The organism is Micromonospora sp. LOL_025, assembly GCF_048060285.1.
Taxonomy (GTDB): Bacteria; Actinomycetota; Actinomycetes; order Mycobacteriales; family Micromonosporaceae; genus Micromonospora.
Genome location: NZ_JBHMIR010000028.1, coordinates 42,240 through 58,326, shown reverse-complemented (window position 1 = coordinate 58,326; position 16,087 = coordinate 42,240). Strand labels below are relative to the sequence as shown.

11 protein-coding genes are annotated in these 16,087 nt (G+C 74.1%); 4 read left to right on the top strand and 7 right to left on the bottom strand.

The features are described 5' to 3' along the window. Positions 1-87: 87 nt before the first annotated feature. Both ACFHW0_RS25815 and ACFHW0_RS25810 read left to right on the top strand, forming a co-directional pair. Positions 88-2,157, top strand: a complete 2,070-nt coding sequence (locus ACFHW0_RS25815; RefSeq protein WP_416611612.1) for a penicillin acylase family protein — start codon at positions 88-90, stop codon at positions 2,155-2,157. Then, positions 2,154-2,714 carry a GNAT family N-acetyltransferase gene (locus tag ACFHW0_RS25810; RefSeq protein WP_416611610.1) on the top strand — a complete coding sequence of 187 codons (561 nt, stop codon included), beginning with the start codon at positions 2,154-2,156 and terminating at the stop codon, positions 2,712-2,714. The genes ACFHW0_RS25815 and ACFHW0_RS25810 overlap by 4 nt, the downstream gene beginning before the upstream one ends. A 212-nt stretch (positions 2,715-2,926) precedes the next feature. On the opposite strand, the gene ACFHW0_RS25805 is transcribed toward ACFHW0_RS25810, so the two are convergent. Both ACFHW0_RS25805 and ACFHW0_RS25800 read right to left on the bottom strand, forming a co-directional pair. Next, a complete protein-coding gene (locus tag ACFHW0_RS25805; RefSeq protein WP_416611608.1) occupies positions 2,927-4,399 on the bottom strand; it encodes a cellulase family glycosylhydrolase in 1,473 nt (490 codons plus the stop codon). Positions 4,400-4,688: 289 nt separating this feature from the next. Continuing rightward, positions 4,689-5,924, bottom strand: a complete 1,236-nt coding sequence (locus ACFHW0_RS25800) for a S8 family peptidase (protein WP_416611606.1) — start codon at positions 5,922-5,924, stop codon at positions 4,689-4,691. 269 nt (positions 5,925-6,193) lie between these two features. Between ACFHW0_RS25800 and ACFHW0_RS25795 the strand changes: the two genes are divergently transcribed. Both ACFHW0_RS25795 and ACFHW0_RS25790 read left to right on the top strand, forming a co-directional pair. Continuing rightward, positions 6,194-7,300 carry a cellulose binding domain-containing protein gene (locus ACFHW0_RS25795; protein WP_416611604.1) on the top strand — a complete coding sequence of 369 codons (1,107 nt, stop codon included), beginning with the start codon at positions 6,194-6,196 and terminating at the stop codon, positions 7,298-7,300. A gap of 438 nt (positions 7,301-7,738) precedes the next feature. Beyond that, a complete protein-coding gene (locus tag ACFHW0_RS25790) occupies positions 7,739-8,605 on the top strand; it encodes a hypothetical protein (protein ID WP_416611602.1) in 867 nt (288 codons plus the stop codon). A gap of 76 nt (positions 8,606-8,681) precedes the next feature. Here ACFHW0_RS25790 and ACFHW0_RS25785 read toward each other — a convergent pair whose 3' ends face one another. The 5 genes from ACFHW0_RS25785 to ACFHW0_RS25765 form a co-directional block, all read right to left on the bottom strand. Next, a complete protein-coding gene (locus ACFHW0_RS25785; RefSeq protein WP_416611600.1) occupies positions 8,682-11,351 on the bottom strand; it encodes a hypothetical protein in 2,670 nt (889 codons plus the stop codon). A gap of 70 nt (positions 11,352-11,421) precedes the next feature. Next, positions 11,422-11,604, bottom strand: a complete 183-nt coding sequence (locus ACFHW0_RS25780; RefSeq protein ID WP_416611598.1) for a thiomuracin/GE37468 family thiazolyl RiPP peptide — start codon at positions 11,602-11,604, stop codon at positions 11,422-11,424. A 225-nt stretch (positions 11,605-11,829) separates the two neighbouring features. Continuing rightward, complete coding sequence (locus ACFHW0_RS25775) at positions 11,830-12,042, bottom strand: thiomuracin/GE37468 family thiazolyl RiPP peptide (RefSeq protein WP_416611596.1); 213 nt, start codon at positions 12,040-12,042, stop codon at positions 11,830-11,832. Between the two features lie 174 nt (positions 12,043-12,216). Next, entirely contained in the window at positions 12,217-14,154 is a 1,938-nt protein-coding gene (locus ACFHW0_RS25770) for a TOMM precursor leader peptide-binding protein (protein WP_416611594.1), read from the bottom strand. Beyond that, positions 14,147-16,087 (bottom strand): hypothetical protein, encoded by a 1,941-nt coding sequence (locus tag ACFHW0_RS25765; RefSeq protein ID WP_416611592.1) that lies wholly within the window; start codon positions 16,085-16,087, stop codon positions 14,147-14,149. The genes ACFHW0_RS25770 and ACFHW0_RS25765 overlap by 8 nt, the downstream gene beginning before the upstream one ends.

Genomic DNA, 16,087 nt, shown 5'->3' with positions numbered 1-16,087 from the left:
GGTAAGGTCTGCCTCAGTTAGGGGAGGGTAGCCTAAGTTGACATTCCTGTGGCAGGTGGGACGGTCGCTCATCCGCAAGGCGCCACGATGACCGGCGTCTATCGCGACCGGTGGGGTGTCCCGCACCTGCGCGCCGACAGCGTCGACGGCCTCGCCCGGTTGCAGGGGCGGGTCGCCGCCGTCGACCGGGCCTGGCAGATCGAAGTGGAACGGTGGCGCTCCGAGGGCCGGCTCGCCGAGCACGTCGGCCCCGCCGAGCTGGGCTGGGACGTCTTCGCCCGCCGGGCCCGCCTCGACGACACCGCCCGGCGCTGCTTCGAGCGGCTCGCCCCCGCCACCCGGCGGTGGGTCGGCGCCTACGTCGACGGGGTCAACGACGGGCTCGCCGAGGGCGCCGCCGCGGCACCCGAGTTCGCGGCGGCCGGCTGCGCCCCGGGCCGGTGGCGGCCGTGGTCGCCGCTGGGGGTCTTCCTCGTCCAGCACGTGCTCTTCTCCACCTTCCCCAACAAGCTGTGGCACGCCCACGTCGCCGCCACCCTCGGACCGTCCGCGACCGACCTGTTCGCCGTCGAGGGTCCCGGCGGATCGGGCAGCAACGCCTGGGCCGTGCCCGGCGACCCCGGCACCGGACGGGCGCCGGTCGTCGCCGGCGACCCGCACCGCATCCTCGAACTGCCCGGCATCTACCAGCAGGTGCGCCTCGCCTGCCCCGAGTTCGACGTGTTCGGCTTCGCGTTCCCCGGGGTCCCCGGCCTCCCCCACTTCGGACACGCCGGCGAGGTCGCCTGGGCCGTCACCAACGCCATGGCCGACTACCAGGACCTCTACCGTGAACAGCTGCGCCGCGACGGCGACCGGGTCCTCGTCCGCGAGGCGGACGGCTGGGCGCCGGCGCACCGGCACGTCGAGCGGATCGAGGTCCGCGGCGGCGAACCGGCGTCCGTCGAGGTGATCGAGACGCCGCGCGGCCCGGTCGTCGACCACGACCGGGCCACCGGCGAGGCGATCAGCCTGCGTACCCCCAGCCGGGTCGAGCAGCGCCTGGGCTTCGACGCGCTGCTGCCGCTGCTGCGGGCCCGCAGCGTCGACGACGTCGCCGACGCGCTGCGCGACTGGGTCGAGCCGGTCAACAGCGTCCTGGTCGCCGACCGGCGCGGAACGGTCCACCAGTTGGTCGCCGGGCTCGTCCCGCTGCGCGACGACCGGTGCCGCCGCGAGCCGGTGCCCGGCGACGATCCCCGGTACCGGTGGCACGGCGGCTACGCCGAGCCTCGTCGCACCGCCGTCGACGGGTTCGCGGTCTGCGCCAACGACCGCCGCCCCGACGTGGCGGACCTCGGCACCGGCTTCGCCCCGCCGCACCGGGCCCGCCGCATCCGCGCCCTGCTCGCCGACGGCGCCCGGGCGGAGGCCGTACACATGGACACCCGGCTGGAGGCCGGGACGCTGCGCGGCGTGCTCGACCGGGTCGACCCCGACGGGCTCAGCGAACCAGCCCGGCGGCTGCGGGACCGGCTGACCACGTGGGACGGGGACATGCGGGCCGACAGCGCCGACGCCGGCGCCTGGGCCGCCTGGCGCGCGGCCCTGGCCCGCCGGCTGTACGACCACCCGTGCCTGCGCCCGCTGCGCGACGCCCCGAGCGCGTTCGACGGCCTGTTCGCGCCGTGGACCGACCCGCTGTCCCGCATCGGCCACGCCCTGGACGGGGTGGCGACCGGGCTGCACCGCCTCGGCGGCGAGATCGGCCCCGTGGCGGCCGGGGCGCTCGAGGACGTCGCGGCGGGCGACCCGCCGGGGCCGTGGGGCCGGCGGCACGTGCTGCACCCCGTCCACCTCGGCGTGGCGGCGGCCGTCGACGAGGCGGTACGCGGCATGCGCGAGCGGGTCGCGCTGGCCGGCGACGCCGACTGCGTGCTGGCCACGTCGAGCGTGCCCGGCGTGTCCGACGCGTGCTGGCGGGGCCCGGTGGCCCGCTACGTGTGGGACCTGACCGACCGCGCGCGGAGCCGTTGGGTCGTCCCCTTCGGCGCGTCCGGGCGCCCCGGCGACCCGCACTTCGACGACCAACTGCCACTGTGGGCCGGCGGCGAGCTGGTTCCGGTGGTCACCGACTGGCGAGAACTCACCCCAGAACCAGGAGACGCGGCACCGTGACATATCAGGAAGACATCCCCGGCTTCGGCAAGCTGTCGCTCGTCGCGCTGGACCCGAAGGCCCACGCGGAGCTGGTGCACGGTTGGGTGACCGAGCCCCGGGCGGCGTTCTGGGGCATGGGTTCGCACTCGGTCGACGAGGTGCGGGAGATCTACGAGTTCGTCGACAGCCTCGACACCCACCACGCGTACCTGATCATGCTCGACGACGCGCCGATCGGCCTGTTCCAGACCTACCAGCCGGAGGCGGACCCGGTCGGCGAGCGCTACACCGTGCGCCCCGGCGACGTCGGGATGCACCTGCTGCTCGCTCCCGGGCGGCGCCCGCCGAAGGGCCTCACCACGGCCATCGGCCCCGCCCTCGCCCGCTACCTGTTCGCCGACCCCACCCAGCTGCGGATCGTCGTCGAGCCCGACGTCCGCAACGAGCGCGCGCTCGACCGGCTGCGGCGGGAGGGCTTCACCTTCGCCGACGAGATCGACATGCCCGACAAGCGGGCCCAGTTGGCGTTCCTGACCCGGGAGCGGTTCGAGTCGGACCACGCCGTACCCGCCTGAGGACGCGTGCGACCGGTCGGCTGCGTCTCATCACGCGGCTGCCGGCCGGATGACGGTGGATCGTCCACGACATCAGCTCGACAGGTCCCGCGGGGCGACCTCGCGGCGACGCAGCCGGCCCCGCCGTGGATCCTCCGCCGGCCGGCGCCCATCCCATGACGAGCACGGCGAGGCCCCGCCGGGTGCGGCGGGGCCTCGCGCGGGGAACGGGATCAGGCGGTGGGGAAGTTGTCCGGCGTACGGATGCGGTCCCGCATCAGGGCGCCCGACTCGGTGAGCACGCCCGGGCCGGTGTAGGTGCTCCCGGCACAGGTGCCCGGCCGCAGCGCGGCGCTGCCCTCGGCCTTGTCCGAGTAGGTCCAGTTCGCGTAGCTGATCTTCAGCCGGTCCAGCAGGTCGAGCCAGGCGTTGCTGCTGGCGACGTCGACCCCACCGTCACCGGTGTAGGCCACCGTGCCGAACTCGGTCACGAACAGCGGCAGCCGGGCGGCGGCCCGCTCCACCTCGGCCCGGTAGTTGTCCCGGTGGGACGCGGCGTAGAAGTGGAACGTGTACATCACGTTGGCGGCGTTCACCGGGTTGTTGATGATCTCGTTGGCGTTGGAGCCGTCGGAGACGCCCAGCGAGGACCAGCCGCGCGTGCCGACCACGACCACCGCGTCCGGGTCGTTGGCGCGGATCACCGGGATGACCTGCTCGGCGTAGCTCTTGATGGTCGCCCAGCTGACGCCGTTGGGCTCGTTGGCGATCTCGTAGATGACGTTCTTCTTGGCGGCGTTGCGGGCGGAGACGGCGGCGAAGAAGGTCTTGGCCCGGTCGAGGTTGTGCATCGGGTCGCCCGGCGTCAGGGTGTGGAAGTCGATCAGCGCGTACATGCCGCGCTGCTCGGCCTCGTCGACCAGGGCGTTGACCCGGTTGGTGAAGCCGGCCGGGTCGGTCTCGTAGCCGTCCTCCTGGACGTACATGGCGATCCGCAGCAGGTCGGCCCGCCAGTCGTCCGCGAGCGCGTCGAGGGAGGCGTCGTTGTAGCAGCGGGCGAACCACTGGATGCCGTGGGTGCTCATGCCCCGCAGCTGGATCGGCCGGCCGTACTGGTTGCACAGGTTGACCCCGCACACCCGTAGCTGGCCGTTGATCGCGACCGGGGTCTGACCGCCCGGCGGCGGGGTCGTGGGCGGCGGGGTCGTGGGCGGCGGGCTGGTCGGCGGCGGGGTCGTGGGCGGCGGCGTGGTGGGGGCCGGCGGGGTGGTCGGCGTGGTCGCGCCGGTGCAGGCGGTGCCGTTGAGGGTGAACGCCGTCGGCGCGGGGTTGGCGGCGCTCCACGTGCCGTTGAACCCGATGCTTGTCGACGCGCCGGTCGCCAGCGCGCCGTTCCAGCTCACGCTGCGCGCGGTGACGGCGGTGCCGGCCTGGCTCCAGGTCGCCGACCAGCCCTGGCCGACCCGCTGGCCGGCGTCGGGGAAGGCGAAGCCGAGCGTCCACCCGTCGACCGCGTCGCCCAGGTTCTTGATCGTGATGTTGGCGGTGAAGCCGCCGGACCAACTGCTGGTGGTGTAGGTGACGGCGCAGCCGGTGGCGGCCTGGGCGTCGGCGGCCGGGACGGCGGCCGACGCCGCGACGGTCAGCGCGCCGACCGCGCCGGCCATGACCAGGGTGCGCCGGGACAGGCGCGGTAGGAGCTTCATGCGGGTGCCTTCGCTTCCGATCGGTGGTGGGGGTGCCGGCAGCGCAGGGCGGCGGGACGCCACGTCCGCCCGGACGGTTACGGCAGTTCGTACGCCGGCGGCCCGCAGGCGGATCGTCCGGCCGGGAGGCTCGCGACAGAACCCTGCCCACGGGCCCGGGAGCGCTCCCACTGAGGGCAGCTTAGGCGCGTCTCGGGCTCACCCGCAACATGGACAACCATCGACCTCTCCGCACGCGCGCCGGCCCCGGGGCGTGAACGCCCCGGGGCCGGTGTGCCGACGGTGTCGGTCAGAAGGTGGGGGCCAGGTAGAGCAGCCGGTTCGGCGAGCCGGTGCCGGGGTTGGTGATCACGTTGGGCGTGGCCTGGCTGACGATGTACGAGTGGACCTGGGCGGGCGTCCAGCTCGGGTTGACGCTGAGCACCCGGGCGGCCGCGCCCGCGACGTGCGGCGAGGCCATCGACGTGCCGCTGATGGTGTTGGTGGCGGTGTTGCTGTTGTACCAGGCCGACAGGACGCCCACGCCCGGGGCGAACAGGTCGGTGCAGGTCCCCCAGTTGGAGAACGACGCCCGGGCGTCGTTGCTCTGCGACGCGTTGACGGTCAGCGCCGTCGGCACGGAGGCCGGCGAGAAGTTGCAGGCGTTGGCGTTCGAGTTGCCGGAGGCCACCGCGTAGGTGATGCCGTCGGCGATCGAGTTCGCCACCGCGGTGTTCAGGGAGGCGTTGGTGGAGCCGCCCAGGCTCATGTTCGCCACCGCCGGCTGGCCCGCCTGGTGGTTCGAGGTCACCCAGTTGATGCCGGCGATGACCTGCGCCCAGGTGCCGCTGCCCTGGCAGTTCAGCACGCGGACGGCCACCAGCCGGACGTCCTTCGCCACGCCGTAGGTGTTGCCGCCGACGGTGCCCGCGACGTGGGTGCCGTGGCCGTTGCAGTCGGCGGCCGGCAGCGCGTTGTCGATCGCGTCGTAGCCGTCGACGGCCTGACCGGCGAAGTCGTTGTGGGTGGTCCGGATGCCGGTGTCGATGATGTACGCCGTCACGCCGGTGCCGCTGCTGTTGTAGGTGTAGGTGCGGCTCAGCGGGAGGTTCCGCTGGTCGATGCGGTCCAGGCCCCACGGCGGGTTGTTCTGGGTGGCCGTCATCGTCACGGTGTGGTTCTGCTCGACGTAGTCGACGGCGGGGTGCGCCGCGAGGCGCTTGGCGGCCCGCTCGGAGAGCTTCACCTCGAAGCCGTTGAGCGCGTCACCGTAGACGTGGCCGACGCTGCCGCCGAAGCGGGCGGCGAGGGAGCCCGCCGCGCTCTTCACCTCGCCCTGCCGGGTGCCGGCGCGACCGCCGACGCTGGTGTCCTTGAGTACCACGATGTAGCTGTCGGCCACGGCGGTCGCGCCACCGGCGCTGAGGATCTCGCCGGTGGCCGAGGCCGCCGCCGGGGCGCCGATCATGGCGGTGACCATGGCGGCGCTGGCGAACACGCTGGCCGCAGCGGCGAGGGTCCGCCGATGAGTGCGAGGGAGTGTCATCTCCCGGTCCTCCTACTGTGGTGGCCCCCGGGTGGCTCGTGGCGCACCCGACAGGCGGTCTGGACGATGAGCAAACCTTAGCCGTTACATTCATGATCGTAAATTTTGTTGATGTTCACGATATGAGGACGATGTTGAGAGAAAGTGGGCGTGAATGCCTTGCGTGAAACGGGGTTCCATTGAGATACGTCTACTTTGCTGGTTGACTGTCGGGGGAGAACCGGGCCGTCACACACCGCACCTCGACCTGTGACAGGAGTTCCTCCACCATGCTCCGAAGGCCCCTGCTCCACGCCCTGCTCGCCGCGCTGGCGGCGGTCCCCCTCGCCCTCGCCGCCGGGTTCGCCTCCCCCGCACCCGCCCGGCCGGCGGCCGCCGCACCGGTGCGGGTGATGCCGCTGGGCGACTCGATCACCGGCTCCCCCGGCTGCTGGCGCTCCGTGCTCTGGAACCGCCTCCAGTCCACCGGCCACACCGACGTCGACTTCGTCGGGACGCTCGCCCCGCAGGGCTGCGGCCAACCCCACGACGGCGACAACGAGGGGCACGGCGGCCACCTGGTTACCAACGTGGCCAACCAGAACCTGCTGCCGGGCTGGCTCGCCGCCACCCGGCCCGACATCGTCCTGATGCACTTCGGCACCAACGACGTGTGGAGCAACATCCCGCCCGCCACGATCCTCGCCGCGTACGGCAGGCTGGTGGGCCAGATGCGGGCCAGCAACCCGGCGATGAGGGTCCTCGTCGCGAAGATCATCCCCCTGGCGCCGCCCACGTGCCCGGAATGCGGCCAGCGGGTGGCGGCCCTCAACGACGCGATCGACAGTTGGGCGGCGGCGACCGGCACCCCCGCCTCGCCGGTGGTGGTGGTCGACCAGTGGACCGGGTTCAGCACGGCCACCGACACCTACGACGGCGTGCACCCGAACGCGGCCGGCGACCAGAAGATGGCCGACCGCTGGTACCCGGCCCTGGCCGCGGCGCTGGGCGGCGTCACTCCGCCGCCCACCGGCACCCCGACCCCCACCGCCAGCCCGACGCCGACACCCACCGGCAGCCCCACGCCGACGCCCACCGGCTGCGTCGCGAGCTACCGCGTGGTCAGCCAGTGGCAGGGCGGTTTCCAGGGCGAGGTGACGGTGCGCAACTCCGGCGTCGCGCCGATCTCCGGATGGACCGTCCGCTTCGCGTTCGCCGACGGCCAGCGGGTCAGCCAGTCCTGGAACGCCCGGCTGACGCAGGACGGGGCCGAGGTCACCGCCCGCCACGTGGACTGGAACGGCGCACTCGCCCCCGCCGCGCAGGCCACCTTCGGCCTCCTCGGCAGCACCGCCGGGGGCGCCGCCGCGGGGACGGTGACCTGCACGGCCACCTGACCCGGCCACGCCCACCGGCCGGACCGGCGCGGTCGGCCCGGACGCCCCGAGCAGGCGCCCGGGCCGGACCGGCGCCGGACGACCCCGACAGCCGGCATCCGCGCCCCCCTCCTAGCCGACTGTCGGCTAGATCTCGGTTCACATTTTGGTGATCTTAGTCACACCCCTGAACCCGGCGACCCCGTCGGCCCGCGCCCGGGGCCACACAACGGAATTCCCTTCCGACGGGCCGGATCCGCGCCGCCCACGACCCCTGGACGTCCGGGCATCTCGCCACGTACTGAGCCGTAACTCGCACACAGAGTCACGCGCGGTGCCATCGGTGCCGAACTGTGCCTCCCCTCGGGTTCAGCCGCCCATCGTCGCGGTTTGCGGCGCTCACTACCCTGAACCCTGATCCCGTGCCTGGGCACACGTCGACAGCGATAAGGGCTTCACATGAGCGACAGTTACCCTCCGTACGGAGGGCAGCAGCCGGACCCGAACGTCACCCCCTGGAGCGGGCCGCCGGCCCCGCAGCAGGGCGGGTACCCGGGATACGGGCAGCCAGCGCAGGCGCCGCAGTTCGGCGCCCCCTTCCCGCCGCCGAAGAAGTCGAACAAGGGCCTGATCATCGGGCTCGTCGCCGGCGCGGTGGTCCTCGTGCTCGCCATCTGCGGCGCCGGCATCGGCCTCGTCCTCGTCAACGGTGACGACGAGGAGCCCATCACGGTCGCCACCGGCGGCCCCAGCCCCGACGCCGGCGCCAGCGGCACGCCGGGCACGGACGTCTCCCCCACCCCGGGGCAGCAGGAGACGCAGGAGCCGAGCAACAACGCGGTCACCGCCCGCTACTCCAGCGACCTGTCCAACGTCTGCGACGGCGGCCAGATCCTGAACGCGGCCGCCTACAACGGCCCGTCCGGCGCCAAGGCGTACACGTTCTCGAACAACCCCGACCGGCCGACCTTCTGGTCGTCGAAGTCGATCGCCTCGAACAAGCCGTACTACGCCAAGAGCGCCGACTTCCAGACGGTGTCCGTGGTCGGCTGCCTCAAGTTCGTCGAGGGCAGCGAGGGCACGCCGAAGAAGTGCCAGTACAAGGACAGCTCCGACAAGCAGGTCACCATCGACTACATCTCGTCGCGCTACACCCTGACCTTCTACGCCGCGAAGACCGGCGAGAAGATCGGCGACGGCGGCACCGTCAGCGCCCCGGCGGCGCGCTGCCCGAGCTTCATCTCGTACAACAAGAACACCTTGAAGTCGTACGCGGCGCCGGACTCCGGCAGCATCGAGGCCGCCCTGGACAAGTTCCTGTCCTGAGCGGCACCGTCGACGGTGGGGAGGGACGGGACACCGTCCCTCCCCACCGTCGTCTCCCCAGCGGGGCGAGCCGTCCTCAGTCGCCGACGTCGAGGACCAGCTCGCTGACGTGATGGTCCGCCCCGGTGCCGGGCGCCATCGGGTCGGGCAGCGCCTCGTCGAAGGAGATCCCGGTGGTACCGGGCCGGCGGACCGCGGCGACGAGACCCTGGACCAGGAACCAGCTGTCGAAGTCGAGGTAGATCGGCTTGTGCCACTTGTTGCCCGCCCAGTAGGCCCCGGTCGGCCCGACCGGCGGGCGGGGGTCGACGCCGGAGTTGCCGTGGGAGACGCGGAAGAAGACCCGGCGGGGCAGCTGCTCCGTCCGCCGCCACTCCGCCAGCCGCAGCAGGAAGCGGCCGTCGCTCTCGTGGGGCCGCGGCACGGGTACGCGGGTGGCGGCCAGATGGATCCGGGAGCGGCGGAGGGTGAGCCGGCCCGCGACGAGGCGGGGCCAGTCGCGCCGCCCGTCCCCGGTGTCCACCGTCCGCACCCCGGCGACCGGCGGCACGGGCAGGTGCGACGGAAGCTCGCCGGGTAGCGTCATCAGCAGTTGGGCGAACATCGGCAGGTAGGCCGACGCCCCCGTCCCGGTGTGCACGACGCGCACGAAGCGCCGGTGCGCCAGCGACCAGAGCGCGAGCAGGCCGGTCTCCTCGTCGTGCCGCACGACGAGGTCAGCCACCGCCAGCCGTCGTGGCTCACCCGGCCCGGCCGGCAGGTACGGGACGTCGACGATCTCGAACGGCAGCCGGGGACGGTGGTCGTTGATCGACATGCCGAAGCGGTTGCGCAGGCCGGCGTAGATTGGGCCGCTCCCGTCGTCGGCGATCAGCCCCGCCCCGGGCACGCCGGCGAGATGGTCGACGCGGGCCCGCGTCGAACCGAATCCGGTACGGACCGAGTTGACCACCGCCCGGGCTTCGCCGGCGTCCGTGACCTGGACCATCACGCCGATCGACCGTAGTGGGGGAACCCAGCTGGGATAGGCCGCGGCGGCCTCCCGCAGCGCCTGCGGCTCGACGTGCACCGGCGACGCGGCCACGCCCGGCTCGCCGGACGCCAGCGGGAACGGGGCGATGGCACCAGCGGCCAGGCGCAGCACGTCGCCCAGGCGGCGCACCGACGCGAACGGGCTCTCCCCCCGCCACGACGGCAGCGTCGGGGCGAGCCAGCGACGAAGTTCCCCGCCGGCCTCACCGTCGGCACCGAGGACCGCCTGGAAGTCGCGGTAGACCTCGAGCACCGGCACGGCTCCCCGGGCGGCGACGCGGTCACCGAAGATCTCGGTGAGCGCCAGCCTGACCGGGAGCAGCGGCGACCAGGGGGCGAGCCACCGCCGCAGCGCGTCGAGGTCGCCGAGGACGGGTTGCCAGGCGGCGACCGAACAGGTCCCCAGCGGCTCCGCGGAGACGACCGTGTCGCGCACGTGGATACCGGCGACAGCGGTGAACACCGCACGTCGCCGGTCGTCCCCGGCGACGTGCGCCGTGAGCCCGTGCACCCGGGCGACCAGCCCGGCGCGGTAATCAGCGTAGGCCGTCGGATCCTCGACGGTGGGCCGTACCGCCAGGGCGTCGGCGAGGGCGGTCAGGTCGGCGGCCAGGGCGGCCCCGGCGCGGGAGTGCGCGCCGGCGGTGCTGGCGGCGAGCCAGTCGGCCGGCGCGGCGGGCACGTCCTCGATGCGCGCGACCGGCAGGGCGCGCACGACGAGGCCGTTGCGGAACAGGTGGTCGAGAAAGGCGTCGACCTGGTCGTGCAGGCGGGGGTCGCCCTCGGCGAGGCGGTCCCGCAGCTCGCCCCGCGGCAGCCCGTGCGGCTGCGGGCCGAGCAACGCGAACAGTCTCCGCACCGACGGGCGGGCGGGCACCGCGCAGAGTGCCTCCGCGCCGGCGAAGGGGAGGTAGAGGGCGTGCTCCTCGGCGAGGTGGGCGGTCGGATTGAGCGTCAGTGGCGCCGCGTCCCGCACGGCGGGGTGGTCGACGACGAGGTCGGCGATCTCCTCGCGCAGGTGGGCGTAGGCGAGTTCGAACGCGGCGCGACCGGCTCGTGGCCGGATGGCCAGGGCGGGGCCGCGCGGGACCCACTCGACCGGCCCGCTGGTCAGGAAGGCACTGAGCGGGCTGGTCTTCGCCGCCGCGCGGGCCAGGTAGCGGGCGATGCTCAGAGTCGTCCTGGCCCGGGGGATCCGGTGCGGCCGACCGAGCCACTTCTCCAGTTCGGCGGCGAGGGTCGGGCTCGTGCCCCCGAGCGCGACCCGGAAACTTGGGTCGGTGGCGGCCTGTGCCAGGGCGGCCCGCCGCTGCTCGTGCTCCGCGCCGAGGAGCGCGTCGACGGCCTCCTCGGCGGCCCCGACCGCCGCGAGGTCGGCCGACCAGCGCGAGACCGCCTCCGCGAGGGCCTCCGGCAGGTGGCCGGCGACCTCGGGCGTCCATTCCCGGCCGGCCGGGCGTCGGCCGGCGTGCAGGGCACGGCGCAGGCCGACGATCCGCGGTCGCAGGGCGGACCCGGCCGGAAGCTGACCGACCACCGCGTGCAGCGCGTCGGCGAGATCCCGGCCCCGCCGGGCGACGTCGGCGCGCAGCCGTACGGCCTCGTCGACCCCCTGCGCCGTACGGGGAAACCGCAACACGTCGAGGACGGCGACCGGCAGCGCGGCGCGGCGCAGGACCGCGGACGTCCGCGCCGGTGCCGCGCGCCGGCTCACCGCGACTCCCGCCGGACGGTGCCGGGAACGGCTCCGTGGCGGCGGGAGGAAGCCGCGATCCGTGCCGTCATCAGTAGTAGAAGTAGCACGCGGAACCGCAACTGCATCCCTGGATCACCGGGGAATAGTGCCCGGAGGCGCCGTGCTCGGGCATACCGTGTCCGGCGGTCAGGGATTCCACCTCCAGCCCTTCGGTCGACAGTTCGAAGACGTCGACCGGCAGGTCGCTGATCGCGAAATCCGGGCCGCTCATCTCTTTTTTCATCTTGCCTCCGACTGATTGTTCTCCGGCCATGACGGGCCGTTGCCCGGCGAGGGTGACACGAACCCTTTGAAGCGTCCAGGAACGGCGTTGGACACCGCGGCGGGCACCGGCGGGGTGGGTCCGGCCGGGCGAGCTCCCGCCCGACCGGACCCGCCTCGGCGCGTCGCCGGCGGCCTGTCGGTGCACCGCCGGCGACGCGGTCGACGCGACGCGTCAGAGGGGCTCGTGGCACGAGCCCGAGCTGCATGCGCAACGCCCGCAGCTGCACGCCAGCACCATGGAGTTGCACGCGTTCGATCCGCCGTGCTCCACCATCCCGTGACCGGCGGTCAGCGACTCGACCTCCAGGCCGGCGGTCGACAGCTCGAAGACGTCCACCGGCAGGTCGCTGATCGCGAACTCCGGCGAGTTCTCGTTCATCGCCATCTCATTCTCCTTTCCCACTTCCGGGAATCCGTAGCGAATTCCGGTGCGCACATCCTGGCAGCCGATCTCACGACCGTCCATGCGCGCGTTGAACGCCGGAAGGACACGGCCGGGCACGCCGAAGAAAGGGCCCCCGATATCGAATGGGAACCCTTCCAGGGGTGATTTCGGCCGTCAGGGAAAGGGGTGCGGATGCGGGTTGATGTCGTCGTCGGCGAGCAGGTTGTCCGTGAGCCCCCACCGGCGGCGGGCCTCCCGCAGGCGCGGCAGGTCCGTGCGGCGGTAGCGGTGGCCGAAGGTCATCGACAGCGTGCCCGGGACGAGGACCTTCGCCGCGTGCAGGCCCGTGCGCCGCAACTCCTCCGGCGTCTGGTCGAAGACGACCACGTCCATGCCGAGCCGGACGTAACGGTCGACGACGGCACGCGTCAACGCCCCGATATCGTCATGGTCGAAGTCGCCGGTGTCGACGCCGACCTCGCCGATGCCCCGGGTGGGCGTACGTCCGGTGAGGAACGACAGCCGTGACGCGGCCCTCGGGTCGTAGTAGAGCACCTGGTGGTCCTCCATCTCCCGCACCGCCGAGGGATCGTCGACCATGCGGGCCGCCCGCGCGAGGACGTCCGGGTCGGCGGACTGTCGCACGGCCCCGACCAGGGTGCCGCCGAGCTCCGCCAGCGCGGCCCGGGTCGCCCGTTCGCCGCTCACGTGGGCACCCGCCGTACAGACCAGGGCCGCCTTGGCGGAGCCGGCCGGGGCGGTGGCCAGCGCCCACACCGCCGGGATGCCCTGCTCGGCTGTCATGTCGAACAGCCGGATCCGGTAGCCGGTCTCCGCCCGCAGCGACGCCACCTGCAACGCCGCCTCGACGTCGAGCGTGCCGAGGTCGATCTCGGGCAGCGGCAGCCGCGCGTACCAGGCCAGCAGGAAGGCGTCGCGCTCGGCGACCTCAAGCGTCCCGTAGAGGACGGCCTCCTCCAGGCTGCTGCCCAGGGCGCAGCCGTTGGAGATCTCGTAGACGAAGCCGTGGCCGTCCGGCCCGTGCGGGTAGTTGCCGTAGTAGGCCAGCGTCTCGGGAACGAGCAGGGGACTCTGCCGCAGGAACGACCAGCCCCAGGTCCAGCGGTAGGCGCGATCCGGGTCGAAGGGCTCGAACTCGACGTCGGGCTCGGCGTACGCCTCGGCCGGGTGCAGCCCGAGGGTACGCGGATCCAGCGCCCGGTCGGCGAGGTCGTGGTAGGAGCCCACCGTGACCGACCGGCGGTCCCCCGGCACGGCCGAGAAGCGTTCCAGGGCCTCCAGCAGGGCGGTCACCCGGCTCGCCCGGCGTTGCGGCGCCCGCCCGTAGCCGTTACGGTCGCCGACGCTGCCCGCCAGCTCCGCCACGGTGACGATCTGCCCGCCGAGGGTGTGGTCACCGAGCTTGCGCACGATCCCGGTACGCGGGTCGACGTAGGTGTCCACCAGGGCGTCCAGCTCGGCCACGAGGTCACGCCCCCGGGGGCTGCCCGGCCGGTGGGTCGGGATCACCCGCCGGTCGGCGAGCGCGTGGTCCGGCTCGTCGACCCACTCCGGCCCGCACACCTCGCACCGGGGGTACGGCAGCATCCGGTGCACCGTGACCGTCAGCTCGCGCAGGTCGACCTCCACGATCGCGGCACGGCTGCGCGGCACCCGCCCCTCGGCGTGGGCGCGCAGGTCGTCGACGACCAGCGCCGCCGCCACGGTGGCCGCCTCCCGGGTGAGCAGCGGGGACGGCTCGGCCAGCCGCCCGGCGTGCCGGTGCCGGACCTCGCTCTCACCGCGCTGCATGGGGTTGGCCAGCCCCCGACGCCGCTCGGCGCAGCGGGCGCAGCCCCGTTCCCCCGCGACCTCCCACGGCCCGATGACGAGCCGGTGCAACTCGACCCGGACCGGCAGGACCGGTCCCCCGACCCGCCGCCGCAACTCGTCGGTCACCAGGGGCACCCAGCCGTCCGCGGCGACGACGACCGGCCCCGCCGGCAGCCTCTCGTCCGGTCCGGCGACCCGGGGGGTCACCCCGGCGCCGGCGGCGACCGCCTCCGCGATCAGCCCGGCGCCGAGCACCGACACCGTCGTCAAATCATCCATTGACGATCACCACCTTCAACGGGTTGGCGGCGATCACGGCGACCGCCGGGTCGTGGTCGAGCGGCACGACGACCGCGCGTCGTCCGGTCGCGGCGAGGCCCGCCACGGCGGCGGCGACGTCGAACCCGGCGTCCACCGTCGCCGGCGTCCCCGCGCGGGTCGCGGCGGCGGCCGGTGGCCGGTAGCCGCCACTGTGGACCAGTTGCTGCACCACGAACGTCACCTCCAGCAGCCCTTGCCGCCAGGCGTCCACCCCGGCGCCGCTGGTGCGGGCCACCGTGACGCCGTCACGCCGGAAGGAGAGGACGCTGACGCCGTGCCGACCGCCGTGGTCGTGCACCTGCGGCACCTCACCGAACTCCCTCAGGAGCGCGAGGCACCGTCGGCCGACGTCGTCGAGGTCCGTCGCCTCGACCCCGACGGGACGCCCCGCCGCGTCGGCGGTCAGCGCGGGGTCGTACGACCAGTGGCTGGCCAGGCCGCGGGCGACCGCCGCGTCCCACGAGGGCCCGAAGCCCTCGCCGAGCCTGACCGGCGCCGCCACGGCGTCCGCCAGCCGGGTGAAGACCGTGGCGACGGGCACCGGCAGTACGGCCCCGCTGGCGAGGTCGAGCCCGTACACGTGGCCGTCCGGCAGCCCCGCGCGGAGCAGCCGGTGCAGGTCGTCCGCCCCGGCGTCGCCGGGCGCGAGCGGGCGGCCGGCCCCGTCGACCAGCCGGCGCGGGTCGACCATCAGGCCGGCGTACCGGGTCAGGGCGCGCCGGGCCGCCTCGACGCGGGCGGTCGGATAGTCGAAGGCCACGGCGCCGACCGCCGCGCCGGCGGCGTCGCGTCCCAGCCCCCGGGCCAGCGGGTCGCGGGCCTGCGCCCGCGCGACCGTGAGCGGGCTCTGCGCGACGGCGTCGTCGGACAGGTACCGGAAGGGGCCGAGGGTGTCGTCGGCCGCGCGCACGGCGGACGTGGAGAAGTCGCCGTCGGTGACGCCCGGCGACGCGCGCAGCGCGGCGACCCGGGCGAGGAAGCCGTCGGGGTCGGGCGCCCCGACGGGGGCGCAGAAGGGGTGCGGCAGGCAGTGCAGCCGACGGGCAACCAGGTCGGGGCCGAGCCGGGTGACCTTCCCGGTCCGCCGCGGGTCTCCGGTGCCGGTCGCCCAACCGAACGCGGCGCGGACGAGCTGGGCGACCGCCACCGTCCGGTGCACCTCGGCGATCGGGGCCGCGGTCTCCGGGGCCTCGGGCAGCCGGGCCAGCAGCGAGGACGGCGCCGGGGCGGCGTCCCCGACGGAGTCGGGCGGCAGCACCGGCGTCAGCCACACGTCCGCCCCGTCGAGCAGGGCGTACGCGGCGGCCGCGCCCCGCCGCCGGGCCAGCCGCTCGGCCCGCCGGTGGCTCTCCCCGTCGATGGCACCGGTCACGTGCAGCAGCAGGTCGACCGAAAGGTCGTCGGCGGGCGGGTCGGCGGCGGCGTACCTGCGCACGTCGACGACGCCACAGCGGCGCAACGCGTCCGCGACCGCCGTCGCCCAGTCGCCGTCGGCGACCACCGCGACGGCGAGCCGACCGAGGCGGGCCAGGGTGGCCCCGGCCGGCACCCCGTGGGCGGCCAGATAGGACAGTTCGGCGGCGGCGTCGCCGGTCGCGTCGCCGGTCGCGGCGTCGCCGGTCGCGGCGTCGCCGGCATCCGGCACCTCCCGGACCACGCCGGCCTCGCGCAGCCGGGTGATCAGCGACGCCGCCATCGCGGCGTGCGCCTCGGGCAGCCCCGAGGTGATCTCCTCGGCGGAGAACCGCCCGTCCAGCCGGGGCGCCAGCGCCTCGATCCAGCGGGCGACGGACGGGCCGGTCAGCGAGACCGGTCCGTCCAGGGTCAGGATGTGCACCCCGGAGGGTGTCGGTGCCACGTAGACGTGGTCGCGTAGCCGTAGTTTCCGCAC